Origin of the sequence: Cognatishimia sp. WU-CL00825 (assembly GCF_040364665.1) — a bacterium.
GTDB lineage: Bacteria > Pseudomonadota > Alphaproteobacteria > Rhodobacterales > Rhodobacteraceae > Cognatishimia.
In genome coordinates, this window is the sequence record NZ_BAABWX010000001.1 from 816,981 (window position 1) to 834,734 (window position 17,754).

The 17,754-nt window shown below is 53.3% G+C and carries 14 protein-coding genes; 7 read left to right on the forward strand and 7 right to left on the reverse strand.

The genetic code is table 11. The features are described from left to right. Positions 1-195 precede the first annotated feature (195 nt). The 3 genes from ABXG94_RS03980 (at position 196) to ABXG94_RS03990 (ending at position 2,028) form a co-directional block, all read left to right on the forward strand. Positions 196-621, forward strand: a complete 426-nt coding sequence (locus ABXG94_RS03980) for a DUF2852 domain-containing protein (protein ID WP_353532459.1) — start codon at positions 196-198, stop codon at positions 619-621. Between the two features lie 64 nt (positions 622-685). After that, complete coding sequence (locus ABXG94_RS03985; RefSeq protein WP_353532460.1) at positions 686-1,135, forward strand: RDD family protein; 450 nt, start codon at positions 686-688, stop codon at positions 1,133-1,135. 71 nt (positions 1,136-1,206) lie between these two features. Continuing rightward, positions 1,207-2,028, forward strand: coding sequence for an arginyltransferase (locus ABXG94_RS03990; RefSeq protein ID WP_353532461.1), 822 nt, complete (start codon positions 1,207-1,209; stop codon positions 2,026-2,028). Between the two features lie 87 nt (positions 2,029-2,115). Here ABXG94_RS03990 and ABXG94_RS03995 read toward each other — a convergent pair whose 3' ends face one another. The 3 genes from ABXG94_RS03995 to ABXG94_RS04005 all read right to left on the reverse strand — a co-directional run bounded on the left by ABXG94_RS03995 (position 2,116) and on the right by ABXG94_RS04005 (position 6,626). Further along, positions 2,116-4,470 (reverse strand): TRAP transporter large permease, encoded by a 2,355-nt coding sequence (locus tag ABXG94_RS03995; protein ID WP_353532463.1) that lies wholly within the window; start codon positions 4,468-4,470, stop codon positions 2,116-2,118. Positions 4,471-4,487: 17 nt separating this feature from the next. After that, positions 4,488-5,423, reverse strand: a complete 936-nt coding sequence (locus ABXG94_RS04000) for a TRAP transporter small permease subunit (protein ID WP_353532464.1) — start codon at positions 5,421-5,423, stop codon at positions 4,488-4,490. Positions 5,424-5,540: 117 nt separating this feature from the next. Further along, the gene (locus ABXG94_RS04005) at positions 5,541-6,626 is read right to left on the reverse strand and encodes a TRAP transporter substrate-binding protein (RefSeq protein ID WP_353532465.1); all 1,086 of its coding nucleotides are present in this window, start codon (positions 6,624-6,626) and stop codon (positions 5,541-5,543) included. Between the two features lie 248 nt (positions 6,627-6,874). On the opposite strand from ABXG94_RS04005, the gene ABXG94_RS04010 reads away from it, so the two are divergent. The 4 genes from ABXG94_RS04010 (at position 6,875) to ilvN (ending at position 11,601) form a co-directional block, all read left to right on the forward strand. Continuing rightward, positions 6,875-8,305 (forward strand): cache domain-containing protein, encoded by a 1,431-nt coding sequence (locus tag ABXG94_RS04010; protein ID WP_353532466.1) that lies wholly within the window; start codon positions 6,875-6,877, stop codon positions 8,303-8,305. Continuing rightward, positions 8,302-8,949 carry a response regulator transcription factor gene (locus ABXG94_RS04015; RefSeq protein WP_353532467.1) on the forward strand — a complete coding sequence of 216 codons (648 nt, stop codon included), beginning with the start codon at positions 8,302-8,304 and terminating at the stop codon, positions 8,947-8,949. The genes ABXG94_RS04010 and ABXG94_RS04015 overlap by 4 nt, the downstream gene beginning before the upstream one ends. A 322-nt stretch (positions 8,950-9,271) precedes the next feature. Next, positions 9,272-11,026 (forward strand): acetolactate synthase 3 large subunit, encoded by a 1,755-nt coding sequence (locus ABXG94_RS04020; protein WP_353532468.1) that lies wholly within the window; start codon positions 9,272-9,274, stop codon positions 11,024-11,026. 11 nt (positions 11,027-11,037) lie between these two features. Continuing rightward, on the forward strand, positions 11,038-11,601 hold the full coding sequence (gene ilvN, locus ABXG94_RS04025) for an acetolactate synthase small subunit (protein ID WP_353532469.1): 564 nt from the start codon (positions 11,038-11,040) through the stop codon (positions 11,599-11,601). A gap of 43 nt (positions 11,602-11,644) precedes the next feature. Here ilvN and ABXG94_RS04030 read toward each other — a convergent pair whose 3' ends face one another. The 4 genes from ABXG94_RS04030 to ABXG94_RS04045 form a co-directional block, all read right to left on the reverse strand. After that, positions 11,645-12,412, reverse strand: a complete 768-nt coding sequence (locus ABXG94_RS04030; RefSeq protein WP_353532470.1) for a DUF2189 domain-containing protein — start codon at positions 12,410-12,412, stop codon at positions 11,645-11,647. Positions 12,413-12,599: 187 nt separating this feature from the next. After that, the gene (gene prfB, locus ABXG94_RS04035) at positions 12,600-13,724 is read right to left on the reverse strand and encodes a peptide chain release factor 2 (protein WP_353532471.1); all 1,125 of its coding nucleotides are present in this window, start codon (positions 13,722-13,724) and stop codon (positions 12,600-12,602) included. 99 nt (positions 13,725-13,823) lie between these two features. Then, positions 13,824-16,370 carry a penicillin-binding protein 1A gene (locus ABXG94_RS04040; protein WP_353532472.1) on the reverse strand — a complete coding sequence of 849 codons (2,547 nt, stop codon included), beginning with the start codon at positions 16,368-16,370 and terminating at the stop codon, positions 13,824-13,826. Positions 16,371-16,480: 110 nt separating this feature from the next. Beyond that, positions 16,481-17,701, reverse strand: coding sequence for an N-acetylmuramoyl-L-alanine amidase (locus ABXG94_RS04045; RefSeq protein ID WP_353532473.1), 1,221 nt, complete (start codon positions 17,699-17,701; stop codon positions 16,481-16,483). Positions 17,702-17,754 lie beyond the last annotated feature (53 nt).

The following is a 17,754-nucleotide window of genomic DNA, read 5'->3' on the forward strand; positions in this document are numbered from 1 at the left end:
ATATAACATAATCATCATTATACGTTAATCGTATGTGGCTTTTTAGGGTATTCTTTCCTCTCTATCCTATTGAAATAAATGCTGAATCGAATTTAATGTTAAAATCTTTTACATCACAACTTGTAACCCTCTCGTGAATCCCCATCTGTTGTAATGTGAAAGGCATTCACATCAACTTTAACCACGGAGATTAAGATGACAACTGTAGCCACCAACGCCCAAGACACCGCCCATATGGGGTGGTTCTCTCGCAGCGAAGCCTGGCTTGATAGCAAAGGTAAAGGCGCTTGGATCGCCGCTATGGTCCTTGGCTTTGTCTTTTTCTGGCCAGTTGGCTTGGCCCTTCTGTTTTATATGATCTGGAGTAAACGTATGTTCAGCAAAAAACGTTCTTGTGCTCGTGGTCGCCGCCGCATGCATGTTATGACACCCACAGGCAACTCGGCGTTTGACTCGTACCGCGACGAAATGATCAGCCGCCTGGAAGACGAACAAGCCAGCTTTGAAGAGTTTTTGAAGCGTCTGCGGGAAGCCAAAGACAAATCAGAGTTCGACCAGTTTATGGACGACCGCGCAACCAAAGCTGCAAAAGAGCGTGAAGACAATACAGTAGACGCTTGATAGTAAATGTTAAATTGAAATGGGCTCCCGGTCAACGGGAGCCGCTTATTGGACTTGGAGACCCATGAATACGCGTTCATATGCCCTGCCCGACCCGCAGACCCAACCAGAGTTTTATGCGGATGTTCCCACCAAACGTTTGCTGGCGTGGTTCGCCGATATGGTTTTGATCGGAATTATCTGTTTTGCGATTTCGGTTGTGACTTTGTTTGTTGGATTTTTCTTTTGGTTTCTTCTGACCATGGTGGTCGGATTTATCTACCGCGTTGTGACCCTGGCCAATGGTTCGGCGACTTGGGGCATGCGGTTCTTTGGGATTGAAATGCGCACCCAGGATGGCGCGCGTTTTGAACTGGGACATGCGTTTTTACACACGCTGGGATACAGCGTTTCGGTGTCTTTTCCCGTTTTGCAGATCATTTCGATTGTCATGATGCTGACGACCGCGCGGTCCCAAGGCCTGACCGATCACGTGATGGGGACTGTTGCAATCAACCGTGCGGCACGTTTCTAAGCTGCATTTCTCTTGGCCTAGGGCCGTCGCGTTGCTAAGGTTTGAAAGCTTAGAACAACAAAACGGCCCATATGCGTCATTCACTCCCTCTTGCTCCACAGTTTTATGTGACCGCTCCGCAGCCTTGCCCCTATCTTGAGGGTAAGATGGAGCGCAAACTGTTTACGGCCTTGCAAGGAGATGATGCGCAGGCGCTGAATGACTCGCTGTCACAGCAAGGGTTTCGTCGCTCGCAGAATGTGTTGTACCGCCCGTCGTGTACGGAATGTGCCTCTTGCTTGTCTGCGCGGATCGATGTGCGGCGATTTACGGAAAGCAAAAGCCAGCGGCGTGTGGCCAAGCGCAACGCGCATTTGAAACGCCGGGCATCGTCCCCCTGGGCCACTGAAGATCAGTTTGACCTGTTTCGCACCTATCTGGATGCCCGTCACGCCGATGGTGGCATGGCCGATATGGATGTGTTTGAATTTGCAGCCATGATCGAAGAGACGCCAATCCGCTCGCGGGTCATTGAGTATAATGACCGACAGGATAGCGCATTGACGGCCGTGAGCCTGACCGATGTTTTGGAAGATGGCATCAGCATGGTCTATAGTTTTTTCCGGCCGGATCTACCGCGGCAATCTTTGGGCACTTACTTGATACTCGATCACATCCGCATCGCGCGTGAAATCGGTGTGCCTTATGTGTATCTGGGGTACTGGGTGCCCGGCAGCGACAAGATGGGCTATAAAGCGCGGTTTTCTGGCCTGGAAGTTCACTTGCACGGTCGCTGGCAAGCTATTCAAAAGCAAGATAAAAACAGCAAGATTAATGTCCCGGCCAGCAGCGCGCCGATTGCCGAACAGGTGGCCAATATTTCGCTGCCCAACGCCCAAAAAGTGCCTCGCTAATCCGGTTTAGTTTATTTTTGCAAATCTGAAAATTGCGAAAAAAAAGGGCCCCAATTGGGGCCCTTTTGCTTTGATAAAAGTCTGAGATCAGTTGCCGATGAGCGCCGGCAGGATGGTGACGATCGATGGGAAGAACCAAAGGATCGCCAGACCAAGTACCTGGATCAACACAAATGGCAGGATGCCGCGGTAGATATGGCGTGTGGTCACGCTGGACGGGGCAACACCGCGCAGATAGAACAGCGCAAAGCCAAAGGGTGGTGTCAGGAACGACGTCTGCAAGTTCACCGCAATCATGATTGTGACCCACTTTGGATCGAAGGTGCCCCCATAGATAACGGGCCCGACGATGGGGATCACAATGTAGATGATCTCGAGAAAATCGAGCACAAAGCCCAAGAAGAACAGGACCAACATAACAATCAGGAAAACCGTGAATTCGTTGTCAAACGAGCGCAGGAATTGTTGAATGTAATGTTCGCCGCCAAAAGAGATCACTACGAGATTGAGGATTTGTGACCCAATCAGGATGGTGAACACCATAGAGGTGACCTTGGCGGTTTCCCGTACAATCGGAGGCAGGACCGCGTTGCGGAACAGAACCCAGCAGCTGTAGATCAAGCCAAACATCGCAAACAGGTAAGACCCGTAAGCCACGATAAAGGCCACCCAGTTTTCAAAGGAAACATCGGCTTGGTTGATGCGCAAATCAAAGTTGATGCCAACCAAGATCATGATCACGATCGCAAACGAGGCTTGTAGAACAACCTTGCCGGATTTCTGTTCTTCCTGAAGCTTGCGGTAAGCCGCCAGTAGGATCGCACCCCCTGCCCCTAGTGCCGCTGCAGGCGTTGGGTTGGTGATGCCGCCCAAGATAGAGCCAAGCACAGCCACAATCAGAACCAATGGTGGAAAGACAACCCGGAGGATCTCGTTTTTGCCAAGGATCTGAGTGCAGTATTTTGCGCCATACAAAGCAAGTCCCAATGGGATTGCGATGATCAGGAACATCTGGCCAGAGGTTGTGGTTGGCGAGACAAACAGGATGTCAAACAGCAGTGCCAAGACAACGCCTGTAAGACCGATATAAGTTGCTTTGTGATCGGCTGTTGGTGCCATGCCGCGTGCCGTGGTCATCACCAGCGCCAGCAAAACAAAGCCAATCGCCAGGCCTGTGCCAATCGGTGCCGCCGCATCAACCTGAGCTTGGAAGTCCGCAACACGTTCTTCGTCTGTCAGCTTGCGCGATTGCTGCACGCCACCCTCAGATTCGATCTTTTCAGCTTCGATCATAGCGGCGTCCCATGCGGCCTGACCATGCAGTTCGATCATAGAGACTTTGCATTCTTCGCCAACATTGGTGCGCAAACTTGCGGATTCTCCGATGTCGGTAAAGGTATTGGCCACAATGTTTTGGCTGCCGACCACGTTGAACGAATTCAACGCAATTAAACCACCGATCAACACAATTGGAGCCGCAAGGTACCAGGTGAGTTTTTCGTTACGCGTGGTTGTTTCGCCTGCTGTGCCTGAAAACTGAACCGCCGGAGCTTTGCTTGGGTTAAACATCGCATAGCCAAAGGCATAAAGGCCATAAAGCAAGGCCAACATGATGCCCGGCACCAGCGCGGCCTGAAACAATGTCCCAACAGAGACAACCGCAGGTTCCCCCAGATAGGTCAAAGCATCTGTACAGCCCGCCACTTGGGCGCGTGCCTCTTGTGCAGAGGAATAGAGATCGCCCGCTAAAGTTCCCAAAAGAACAATCACGATTGAGGGTGGAATAATCTGACCCAGCGTGCCGGAGGCTGCAATCACGCCTGTCGCCAGTTCCGGCGAATAGTTGTGGCGCAGCATGGTCGGCAGGCTGAGCAGACCCATGGTGACAACAGTGGCACCGACGATGCCAGTTGAGGCCGCAAGGAATGCGCCCACAACCACAACCGAAACCGCCAGACCGCCGGGAAGCGGCCCAAAGACGCGTGCCATTGTTGTCAGCAGGTCGTTCGCAATTTTAGAACGCTCAAGGGTGATACCCATCAGAACAAACATCAAAACAGCCAAAAGCGTTTCAATAGATTGTCCGGCCAGAACACGTTCGTTCATACGGTTTACGATGAACGACAGGTTACGGTCCATTGCGGTTTCCCAACCGCTGGCAAAGATCGGTTCTGCAATTCTGGGCAAATCCGGGTATCTGAACGTTGATATGGTGTCAGCTTTGACACCCTGTGAAAGCAAATCATTATACAGCGGTGAGGCTGTATCGATGGCTTGGTGAATGAGAATACCCGCGCTATCAAGCGCTGCGATAATCCCGAAAGATATGATCCCTGCCCCGCCAATGGCGAATGCCACGGGGAAACCGGAAAGGATTCCTCCGAATAGGCAGAGGAAGACGATAATCAGGCCGATCTCGACCCCATCAAGTCCGAATAACATTGGTTTTGTCCCCTACCTCAGTGTGTGCCTTCGAAGGCTTCTTCACCTTCACCGAGCGTATCGCGGTCAAGATATTTGCCTTCGCTTTCTTCGCCTTCGACCAATTCCAGATAGGAGCGGTAAAAGAAGGCTATGGCGTGCAAGAAGACGAGACCTGCGAATGCCACGAGAAGAACTTTGAAGATGAAATATGCGGTAAATCCGTTGGGCGAAAAGCCGATGGTTTCCACATTCCAGCGCAGAGCGCGGGATTTCAGCAGAAGCCGTTCCAGCGTGTCACTGGCAGAGGGCTTTGGCACGATCAGGTGGCGCCACATAAAGTACCAGCCATACAACCAAACCATCACAGCCATGGGCATCATGAACAGGATCGAACCACACATATCGATGATTTTGCGGGTGCGGTAGCTGACGGCCGCATAGACCAGATCAACACGCACATGCGAGCCCTGAACAAAGGCGTAAGTTGCGCAAAGAGCGACGATTAAAGCGTTGTAAAGCTTGAGTTCTTCGGCATACCAGCTGATGTCAAATTGAAGCGGAATTCCAAAGCCAAACACAATATCTGGCCGGGTGAAAATACGCTGCATAAAGACGATGATAATCTGTTGCAGGACCATCAACAGGCCCGCCCAGGCAAAGAAGCGCCCGATGGTATTGGCCATGGCTTCCAGGCCGCGAACGATGATCCAAAGTACGCTATTTTTCCAAAGCCCGATCGCTGTGACAACCAAGAAGATGGTGAAAATGGCGAAAAAGAACTCGACCGAGCCGCCATAATAGACAAAGCGCATGATGGATTCTTTTTGGCTCCAATCCAGCCAAAGTTGTGGGTGCGAAATGGCGTAGGCAATATTTACAAATGCCATGAGGATGTTTTGTATTGCCAAGACAATACCATCCCCAAGGGCGGAAAGAATCTGCCCTATGCTGGCCGCGCCAGAGTCTTGCATGATGTCCCCCTGAAGGTCTGTGTGCCGATTTTTGTTCTGTCATGCGTGTATTTTTGCATGATCAAAAATCGAAAAATGGCCCCGGTTTCCCGGAGCCACTTTGAGAGAATGATTGGCTTAGCCGCCCAGAACACGCACACGCTGTTGAACATAGTAGCCATCGGATTTGTTGATCCAAGAGGCCGAAGTTGCCAGCGATGTTTCAAAGGACGCACGGATTTTGGCGAAGAGTTCGTCGCCCATGTTTTCATCCATGACTTCTTTGGAAGCGGCACCAAATGCATCCCAAACATCATCAGAGAATTGCATGGTTTTAACGCCCTGCGCTTGCAGACGCGCCAGCGCGGCACCGTTGTTTGCAAGGGTTTCTGCCAGCTGGAACTGTGTGGTTGCCATCGACGCATAGCGCAGGATCGCTTTGTGCTGGTCAGACAGCTCGTTCCAGACGTCAAGGTTGACGGAGGAAGACAGTGCAGAGCCCGGCTCGTGGAAACCCGCTGTGTAGTAGACTTTCGCGACTTCTTGGAAGCCGGCGCGTTCGTCGGCCATTGGGCCAACCCACTCTAGACCGTCAAGAGCACCGGAGGACAGCGCTTGGTAGAGTTCGCCGCCTGGGATGTTTTGAACAGATGCGCCCAGCTTACCCAGAACTTTGCCGCCCAGACCCGGCATACGGAACTTAAGACCGTTAAAATCTGCTGCGGAGTTGATTTCTTTGCGGAACCAGCCGCCGGATTGGGAACCAGAATTACCTGCCAGCAGGCCTTTGAGGTTGAAGATCGAGCCCAGCTCGTCATGCAGCTGCTCACCACCGCCATGGTAGTACCAGTTGCTGACTTCTTGGGCTGTGCCACCAAATGGAACCGCTGTGAAGTAAGCATAGGCTGGGTGCTGGCCAATGAAGTAATAGTCGGCAGAGTGATACATGTCGGCCTGGCCGGATGTCACCGCGTCAAAGACTTCGAGCGCACCAACCAGTTCGCCTGGCGCTTTCTTGTCGATGGTCAAAGACCCACCGGACATTTCGGAAACCATGGTTTCCATATAGCTTGCAGCATCATCCAGAACAGCAAAGCCACGTGGCCATGAGGTCACCATGGTCAATGTGCGTTTGCCTTGGGCGTATGCCGGAGCTGCCAAAGTTGTGGCCGCTGCTGCGGTGCCACCAAGTGCTGATGTTTTTAGGAATGAACGACGATCCATTAAGTATCCTCCCAGAATATAGAGCTGCATCTACCCTGTGACAGGTGGATGAGCGGACCGTTTCGAGTAAGGAAAGCCTAGCTATGCATGGGCTGCGAAGGAATACCTACAACTACGTAGAAAGGTATAGATATCCTGTGTATTTGGCGCAAACCAAGGGATTTACTTAAGTTTTTTGCGCAATATTTGCGGGGAGATTTAAAATTCGCGCTATGATTCGTGATGCAGAAGCCCTATTCGAATCGTCCATGCGTGACCTTATTCGCAACATAAAGCTGTCTTACGGACAGAAGCTGTTTTTGCTTGCAACCCTGCCCTTGATCATGGCGGTTGCAGCGATCTCTATTCTGGTTGCCAACCAGTCTCGTGCCCTGGCGGAACGTGAAATCAAAGCGCTGGAAAATCAGCTGATTTCGGTCAAGAAAGATGAGTTAAAAAACTATGTAACTCAAGCACGTAACGGGTTTTATTTTATCTATGGGAATGCGGCCCCAAATGACGAAAATGCCAAGCAACAAGTGATGCAAATTCTGTCGGCGATGATCTATGGCGACGAAGGATTTTTCTTTGTTTATGATTATGACGGCAAGAACCTGGTTTCTCCGCGCCAGACTCATCTGATCAATAAGAACTGGGTTGGTATGCGTGATTCGGATGGCACGTCGGTTGTGGCTGATTTCATAGATACGGCGCGTCAGGGGGCTGGTTATGTCGAGCACCTGTGGCCCAAACCATCAACCGGCGAAGAAGCGCATATGATCTCTTATGTGACGTCGTTTCCGAGCTGGAGATGGGCCGTTGGAACCGGCGTTTTTATCGACGACATCTTGCGCACGACCGCGGCCGCCCGCGCAGAAGTAGAGGCGCGCGTGCAGCGGACATTCCTGTATATCGGGGCGATTACTCTGGCAGCGCTGTTGCTGGTTTTCCTGTCGGGGCTGGTGATCAATATTCGCGAAAGACGGCTTGCGGATGCCAAGCTGAAAAAGCTGACGCAGCGGGTGTTTGACGCGCAAGAAGAAGAGCGCGGCCGTGTGGCGCGCGAATTACATGATGGCATCTCGCAGATTCTGGTTGGGGTGCGTTACGCTTTGGACATGGCGCGTCGCCGGATCGTGTCGGGAGATGGCCGGGCCAGTGAGACACTGGATCGAGGCATGGAGCATTTGAATACGGCGATCCATGAGGTGCGTCGCATTTCGCGCGATCTACGACCGGGAATTTTGGATGATCTCGGTCTGGGGCCTGCGTTGCGAGCGTTGACCGAAGATTTTAGCGAACGCACTGGGATTGAGACTAAGTTTAAAACTGTTGTCTTCCGTAATCGTCTGAATCCAGAGGCTAAATTTTCATTATACCGGGTGGCGCAAGAGGCGCTGACCAATATTGAACGCCACGCTGGCGCGACCGAGGTCTCTATTGATTTGCGTGGACATAAGCGCGGTGCCACAATGCGTATCAGTGATAATGGACGTGGCATATCGTCGGTGAAATCAAAGAACTCTGCCAATCTGGGCGGTCTGGGGCTGCGCAACATGCAAGAACGTATCGAACAAATGAATGGTGATTTGCGGATTTTCTCCAATAATACCGGGACCGTGATCGTCGCGGATATCCCGCTTAGCCAGCTTTTGCCACCGGAACAGGATGGCGACGTCAAACGAAAGGCCCCGTCATGAGTGAGCGCACCAGAGTGGTGATTGTGGACGACCACCCAATGGTGGCCGAAGGGATCCAGTCTATATTGGAGAGCTTTGATGATTTGGAAGTCTTGGCGACCTTAAGCAATGGACGCGAAGCCATCGGGTATTTGAAAAACAATGACGTTGATGTGGTGTTGATGGATTTGAACATGCCGGATCTTGGTGGGCTGACGGCAACCGAGATCATTCTGGAAAGCAAACCTGACACGCATATTCTGATTTTGACGATGCATGACAGCCCTGAGTATATTTCAACCGCCCTGAGTCATGGGGCGCGTGGCTATGTCTTGAAAGACGTGCCAACCGATGAGATCAAAACTGCAATTGACACGGTGATGCGTGGCGAGCGGTATTTGTGCACTGGTGCCAAAGGGTCGTTGGAACCGGAAGAAGGCGAAGAAAAGCGCGAGCAGTTGACCAGCCGCGAACAGACGGTTTTGTTGCAGCTGGCGCAGGGCAAGTCGAACAAGGAAGTTGCACTTGAGCTGAATATTTCGGTGCGCACGGTGGAAACCCATCGCAAGAATATCAAACGTAAACTCGACATCAGCTCGACCGCTGGCCTGACCCGCTATGCAATTGAACATGGCGTGGTACAGGGCACCGGACTTGGCATTTAGCGCGGAATTCCTCGGGGACCGGGCAAAACGTGTGATTCTGACCGCGTTTTTGATAAAATTTGGCGAAATCACTGGTTTGCGCAACAAATGGAAAGAAAAAAAGTGACGTGCGACATATTTTTTCTTCAATTGCCGGTTGACGCCCCTTTTGCACAGAAATAGTGTCCCGTTAACGCAAAGAGGACTCTTGAGATGAACGATCTAGTCGTGATTGTCGGATTTAGGCGCATGGCCCGGTAACGGGAACCCATATTGGAAACCATGCGCCCTCGAAAATTTCGGGGGCTTTTTTGTATCAAAGGCGATGTAAACGGAGAGACAGATGACACGTCAAATGACCGGCGCAGGAATGGTGGTTCAAGCTCTGAAGGATCAGGGTGTGGACACAGTCTTTGGCTACCCAGGCGGCGCTGTCCTGCCGATCTATGATGAGATTTTTCAGCAGAACGATATTCGTCACATTCTGGTGCGCCACGAACAGGCCGCTGTGCATGCGGCCGAAGGCTATGCGCGTTCAACAGGTAAAGTCGGCGTTGCTTTGGTGACTTCTGGTCCTGGCGCGACAAATGCGGTGACTGGCCTGACGGATGCCTTGCTTGATTCCATTCCAATCGTGGTGATTTCTGGTCAGGTGCCAACATTTATGATTGGGTCTGATGCCTTCCAAGAGGCGGATACCGTTGGTATCACCCGCCCCTGCACCAAGCATAACTGGCTGGCCAAGGAAACAGACACATTGTCAGAAACCTTGCATCAGGCCTTTCATGTGGCGCGCTCTGGACGCCCTGGCCCGGTGTTGGTTGATATTCCAAAAGACACACAGTTTGCCAGCGGCACTTATACCGAGCCCAAGAAAGCCCGCGTTGACCATTATCAACCGCAGCTGAAAGGCGATATCACCGAGATCACCGAACTGGTTGCCCTGATGGAAACCGCAGAGCGCCCGGTGTTTTACACCGGTGGCGGCGTTATCAATTCCGGTGTGGCTGCCAGCCAGCTATTGCGCGAATTGGTGGACGGCACCGATTTCCCGATCACCTCGACCTTGATGGGACTGGGCGCCTATCCGGCCTCGGGTAAGAACTGGCTGGGCATGTTGGGCATGCATGGTCTGTACGAAGCCAATATGGCAATGCATGACTGTGATCTGATGATCAACGTTGGTGCACGGTTTGATGACCGCATCACCGGTTTGATTTCGGCCTTTTCGCCAAATTCGAAAAAGGCGCATATCGACATTGACCCAAGCTCGATCAACAAAGTGATCCGTGTGGACATCCCCATTGTCGGGGATGTGGCCCATGTTTTGGAAGACATGTTGAAAGTCTGGAAGGCTCGCGGCCGCAAGACCAACAAAGAAGGCCTGGCCAAGTGGCATGCACAAATTGCCGAATGGAAGGCTGTTGATTGCCTGAGCTTCAAGCAAGAAGGCTCTATTATTAAACCACAATATGCGCTTCAACGTTTCGAAGAGCTGACCCGTGGCATGGATCGCTATATCACTACCGAAGTGGGCCAGCACCAGATGTGGGCCGCTCAATACCTGAATTTTGACGATCCGCATCGTTGGATGACATCGGGTGGTCTTGGCACTATGGGCTACGGCTTTCCGGCCTCGATTGGCGTGCAGATGGCCCACAAAGATGCCTTGGTGGTGAATGTGGCTGGCGAGGCAAGCTGGTTGATGAACATGCAGGAAATGGGCACAGCAACCCAATTCCGTCTGCCCGTCAAGCAGTTCATCCTGAACAATGAACGTCTGGGCATGGTGCGCCAGTGGCAGGAATTGCTGCATGGCGAACGCTATAGCCACAGCTGGTCCGAAGCGCTGCCTGATTTTGTGAAGTTGGCCGAAGCCTTTGGGGCCAAGGGCATTCGCTGTTCTGACCCAGCCGATCTGGACGATGCGATCATGGAAATGGTTAATTATGATGGTCCGGTGATCTTTGATTGCCTGGTTGAAAAGCATGAAAACTGCTTCCCGATGATCCCATCAGGCAAGCCGCATAACGAAATGTTGCTGGGCGATGCATCCACCAAGGGTGCCATCGAAACCGGCGGCGCGGTTCTGGTGTAAGGAGAGAGATAATGGCTGCATTGAAAATCAAAAAAGGCTCCACTAGCCACTCTGCTTATAACCTGCGCCCGAATTTTTCGGACGTGCAGGAAACCCATACTCTGGCCGTCGTTGTGGACAACGAACCTGGGGTTTTGGCGCGTGTCATTGGCCTGTTTTCTGGTCGTGGCTACAACATTGAAAGCCTGACAGTGGCTGAAGTTGACCACACCGGTCACCAGTCGCGCATCACTATTGTCACCACAGGTAAGCCGCAGATCATCGAACAGATCAAAGCCCAACTGGGTCGGATCGTGCCTGTACACGAAGTGCATGACCTGACCGTTGAAGGCCCCTCTGTCGAGCGTGAGCTTGGGTTGTTCAAAGTGTCTGGCCAAGGCGACAAACGCGTCGAAGCCATGCGATTGGCGGATATTTTCCGCGCCAATGTCGTGGACACAACGCTGGAAAGCTTTGTGTTTGAAATCACCGGTGCGCCGGAAAAAATTGATGCCTTTGCAGATTTGATGCGCCCGCTTGGCCTGCAGGAAGTGGCCCGCACCGGGGTTGCTGCCCTGGCGCGCGGCGCAGAGTAAGTACCTGAAAATACGGATGAATTGGGCGCTTCGGCGCCCTTTTTTATACTTTGCTTAGCGCATAGATGTGCCAGCTCGCATGCCCCAGCCACGGCAAAGCCACCAGCAGGCCTAAAAACGCGGGCAGCATCGCCAGGAATGTCACCACCGACAGCAGTATACCCCAGCCCAACATAACGATGAAATTGCGCTGTACGGTTTGAAAACTGGTGATGATGGCAGTCATAAAATCCACCTCGCGGTCCAGCAATATCGGCAGGGAAAACACCGTCAGCATAAAGAGTATCAGCGCAAAGCCACTGCCCACCACTGTGCCAAATGCCAACATCATCAACCCATTCCCCGAGGTGTAGATCTCGAGGCTGGTCGAGATATTGGTCATCGTGGTCAGGCCCAGAAACAGGGCAAAGATCATATGTGCCAGAAAGAACCAGAACATAAAGATGATTACGATGATGGTACAAATAGAGGGCAACTGACGTTTGCGCTGATGCAGCACCACGCCAAAGATGTCACCGGGGGAAAAGCTTTGACCAATTTGCCGGCGATGGGACACCTCATACAGGCCCACGGCGGCAAAAGGGCCAAGCAGCGGAAAACCGATGGCGGCAAACACCAGCCAATAGCTTTGGCCGGTCACATAGGTGATCCAGGAAATCGCCCAGCCGCCAAGCGCATAAAACACACCAAATAAAAGGCCGTACATGGGTTCTGCGCGAAAATCTTGCCATCCAAGCCTAAGTGCTTTGCCAAGGGTTGATACATCCACTGAGCCCAACTCGGGCACACCTGCAATGGGTGCCTCGTTCATACATGCCTCCCAAATATATGTTCACGCCGCCCCATTAAGCGAAGAAAGCCACGCCTGATCAAGCCCTATTTGGCCAGAGCCCTCGGCAAGATTGCCTACGGCTTCACATTTCTAAAAATACTCTGGGGGAAACGGTGAAATGCAATTTCAACGTTGGGGGCAAAGCCCCCGCACTACGTCTATTAGGTCACTCGCCCTGGGCGTCAGCGCGGCTTTTGCCGGAGACATCCATCGCCAGCGTGGCGGCCATAAAGCCATCCAGATCGCCATCCAACACGCCTTTGGTATCTGAGGTCTCGTGGTTGGTGCGCAAATCTTTCACCATCTGGTATGGCTGCAGCACATAAGACCGGATCTGGTTGCCCCAACCTGCGTCGCCTTTGTTCTCATGTGCTTCGTTGATCGCGGCGTTACGGCGGTCTAGTTCTTGTTGATAAAGCCTTGATTTCAAAGCTTTCATTGCGATGTCGCGGTTCTGGTGCTGTGATTTCTCAGAAGAGGTCACCACAATGCCGGTTGGGTTGTGGGTGATGCGCACGGCGGAATCGGTGGTGTTCACATGCTGGCCACCCGCCCCAGAAGAGCGGTAAGTGTCGATGCGGATATCTGCCGGGTTCACTTCGATGTCGATGTTGTCGTCTACCACCGGATAGACCCAGACCGAGCTAAAGGAAGTGTGGCGTTTGGCGGCGCTGTCAAAGGGCGAAATGCGCACCAAACGGTGCACGCCAGATTCCGATTTGAGCCAGCCATAGGCATTGTGCCCGGTGATCTTATAGGCGGCGGATTTGATGCCGGCTTCTTCGCCCGAGGTCATCGATTGCAGCTCGACCGTATAGCCGCGCTTTTCAGCCCACCGCACATACATGCGCGCCAGCATAGAGGCCCAGTCACAGCTTTCAGTGCCCCCAGCCCCAGAGTTGATTTCCAAAAACGTATCGTTGCTATCGGCTTCGCCGTTCAGCAGCGCTTCGAGTTCTTTTTCTGCGGCGGTGGTTTTCAGCGTGAAAATCGCTTTTTCCGCGTCGCCAACCACTTCGGCGTCGTCTTCCATCTCGCCCAATTCGATCATTTCGATATTGTCGGACAGATCGGTGGCCAAAGCTTTGACGTTGTCGATGGCATCCACCAGAGTTTGGCGTTCGCGCATCAGTTTTTGCGCCGCAGCGGCGTCGTCCCACAGGTTGGGGTCTTCGACACGGGCGTTGAATTCTTCGAGACGGAATTCCGCGGTTTCCCAGTCTAGACGTTGTTTTAGCAGCTCGATTGATTTTTCGATTTCGCCAACCGCATTCTGGACCTCGGCACGCATAGGACATTCCCGTCATTCGTTTCAGATCTGGGTGATAGACCACAGATCAGCGGTGGGCAAGATCACCCTGCCCTTTGCCGCGATTATCACTGAATTGGATTAATAAAGACCACCAGAACTGAGCGTGCCAAACGACGCCTTTGGTCCTACAACCGTGGTGCGCCCCGTCGAGGTGGTGACCGATTGGCCCTGATCCTGCAGATCATCAAACAGTGGCAGGTTTGACCCCATGGCAAAGCCACCATCAAAGGCGACACCAAAGATTGGTTCTTCGCCAAGACGGAAGTATTCGGCCACGACACTGGCCCCGCTGGCGTCATTGGCCAGGCGCGCGCCAGTAAAGCGGTCGATCTTGATGAACTGGCCACCCACTGGCACGCGGAATTTACCGGCCCCATATTTTTTGATCGCCGCCTGCATGAATTCCTGAAACACCGGACCACATGTGTTGCCGCCAAAGGTGCCACGTCCCAGGGGGCGCGGCTGGTCGTGACCGATATAGCAGCCCGCAACCATGGTGTTGGTAAAGCCAACAAACCAAACGTCGCGCGCCTCGTTGGTGGTGCCGGTTTTACCGGCCACGGGCACCGGCAAATCGATTGCCGCGCTGGCCGTGCCACGATCTACAACGCCGCGCATCATCGAGGTCAGCTGATAGGCGGTGATGGCGTCCATGACACGTTCGCGGTTGGAAACCACTTTGGGCGCGCGGTCGGTTTCAATGGCCGGGCTTAGGCATTCGGCACAGTCGCGCTGATCATGGCGATAGATGGTTTTGCCAAAGCGGTCCTGGACGCGATCCACCAAAGTGGGTTCCACGCGTTCGCCGCCATTGGCAAACATCGCATAGGCCGAGACCATGTTGAACAATGTGGTTTCTTCGGATCCCAACGAGTTGGCCAGATACAGCCCCATGTCATCATAAACGCCAAAGCGTCGGGCATAGTCCGCGACCACGTCCATGCCGACCTCTTGGGCCAGTCGAATGGTCATCAGGTTTCGCGAGAATTCGATACCGGTGCGCAGCGGTGTTGGGCCGTAAAACTTATTAGACGAATTGCGCGGCCGCCACAGACCCTGTGGCGTGTTGATTTCAATCGGGGCGTCAATCACGATGGTCGCGGGGGTATAGCCGCTGTCGAGTGCTGAGGCATAGACAAAGGGTTTAAAGCTGGAACCGGGTTGACGACGGGCTTGGGTGGCGCGGTTGAACACCGAGTTTTGATAAGAAAAGCCACCTTGCATGGCAATGACGCGGCCTGTGTTGACGTCCATCGCCATAAAGCCGCCTTGCACTTCGCTGATTTGGCGCAGGGTCCAGCGGATAAAGCTGCCGTCGCTGTCTTTGGTCATGGCGCGCACCAGCACCACTTCGCCGACCTCTAGCAAATCACCGGCAACTTTTGCTTTGCGGCCCAGCGTGCCATCAGCCAGCTTTTTGCGCGCCCATGTGACGTCTTTGGCGGTGATGAAATGCCCGTCTTCGTCTTCTCCGACGCTTTCAATGCCAATGCGGGCGTCGTTTTTGCCGACGCTTAACACCACTGCCGGGAACCATTCGCCATCAACATTTACATCACGCGGCACGGTGACGTTGCTTAAGGCTGCCCGCCAGTCTTCTTCTGTGGTCAGCTGATCCGCAGGAATGGTTTTTCCGGTGCCGCGCCAGATGCCTTGGCTTCGGTCATATTTTTCCAGCGCGTGTTGCAGGGCCTGTGCTGCCACATCCTGCAATTCAGGATCAATTGTGGCGCGCACGGCCATGCCGCCAGAAAAGAACTCTTCTTCGCCAAAATCACGGCTGAGCTGACGGCGGATTTCATCGGTGAAATAATCACGCGGTGGCAAGGCGGCTTTGAAGCTGGCGTAGTCGCCGTTTTGCACCGACAACAGTGGTTGATCCAATGAGGCTGTATAGGCAGCTTCGGATAGATAGCCGTTCTCCTTCATCTCTTTGAGCACAAAATTACGGCGCCCGACGGCGGCTTCTTTGTGGCGTACCGGATGCAGGTTTGACGGTTTTTTCGGCAGCGTTGCCAGATAGGCGGCTTCGTGTGGTTCCAGCTGTGACAGGGTTTTGTTGAAATAGGTCTGTGCGGCCGCGGCCACCCCGAAAGAGTTTTGCCCCAGAAAAATTTCGTTGAGGTAGAGTTCCAGGATTTTGTCTTTGCTTAAGACGCCTTCAACGCGCGAGGCCAAAATCAGTTCTTTGATTTTGCGTTCGGCAGACCTGTCTCCTGACAGCAAAAAGTTTTTCATCACCTGTTGGGTGATGGTGGATGCACCGCGCAAACGGGCACCGCGGGCGGCATCAAGGGCAGCGGACACCATGCCACGCGGATCATAGCCCTTGTGGGTATAAAAGTTTTTATCTTCGGCGGAAATAAAGGCCTGTTTGACCAGAGGCGGGATTTCCTCGGCGGGCACAAACAAACGGCGTTCGCGGGCAAATTCATCGATGATACGCCCTTCGCCGGAATAAATCCGGCTGATTGTCGGCGGGCGATATTGTGCCAATGCCTCGTGACTGGGCAGGTCTTTTCCATAGATATAAAACACCGCACCGACCGACAGAGCTACGACGGCACAGCCCATTGTCACCAATGTGAAGATGCTGCCAAAAAAGGATAGAATGAATTTCAGCACAGAGGCCCCCGGTTCGATACCCCCTGTCTATATCGCTTGCGCCCAAGGGGGTCAAAACACAAGGTGGTTGGTGACGCGCTGATTTTCGCCGGTTTTGCGAAATGTAGATGCTATTGGCGCACCAATGCTTTGGCGGCTTTGTCGGCAATCACCCAGGCCTGCAACCCGTCGCGAATGCCATCAGCCAGTCTTTGGCGCCATTCCGGGTTTTTTAAATTGGCCAGATCACGTTTGGACGACATAAAGCCAACCTCGATCAGTACTGACGGAATGTCTGCGGCTTTGAGCACCGAAAACCCGGCCCTGCGATAGGGTTTGTTGTTCAATTTACCAACTGAGCCCTGCATGCCCAGCACCATGGCCTTTGCCAGACGCTCGGATCTGGGGTTGGTTTCCTGACGCACGAGATCCAGCAGAATATTGGCAATGGTGTCATCCGTGCCTGTCAAATCAATGCCCGCCAAGACCGAAGAGCGGTCGTGGCGCTCTGCAAGGTATTGCGAGGCGGCATCGCTGGCGGTTTCAGATAGGGTATAGACGGTTGCGCCATGGGCGTTGCCTTCGAGGATGGCATCTGCGTGCAGGGAAATAAATATATCTGCGCGCGCCTCATGAGCCTTGGCCACGCGGCCTTCGAGCGACACAAAGCTGTCGTCGTCGCGGGTCAGAATGACCTCGAATTCCCCGGTGCGGCGCAGGGTGTCGCGGATTTCGCGGGCAAAACGCAGCATCAGGTCTTTTTCCAAAGTGTTATTATGTTTTGCCCCAGGATCTACGCCGCCGTGGCCTGGATCCAGCACGACAACGGTGTGCTCCCAGCCGGTTTCGATGGCAAAGGGTTCGCGCGGCGCAACGCTGGGTTTGGGCAGATCCCAACGTGGATCATTTGGCGTGCCGGACTGCGCAGCAAAATCGGCTTCGGTGGCAGGCAGCAATGTGATTGTCAAAGCGGCTGTACCATTCTCGTCGTTCACTGCCATGCCGGCGCTGGTCACGGTCATGGGTTTGGGCAGATCCATGACCATGCGGCTCCAGCCGGGGCGAAACCCACCCATGCGCAGATCGGTCACGCGGTCTGTTTGGATCAAAGTTGCGGCGTCGACGCCGCGCCAGTCCACTTCGCGAAAATCAACCACCAAGCGCTTTGGCGCATCTAATGTGAACAAACGCCACGGAATGCCCTGAGACAATGCCAGTGAAATCTCTACGCCGCCTTTGCGGGCCTCGGTGATGGAAGACGCGGCCGGATCGACACGTGCCAAACCGCTGAAATCTTGTGCTTGCAGGCTGCTTGCCCAGATCATTGCCACGAAGAAAAGAATTTTACGCATGAACCAATACTTAATTTGAGTGCCATCAGCATAAGGCAGCTTTGCAGGCAGGG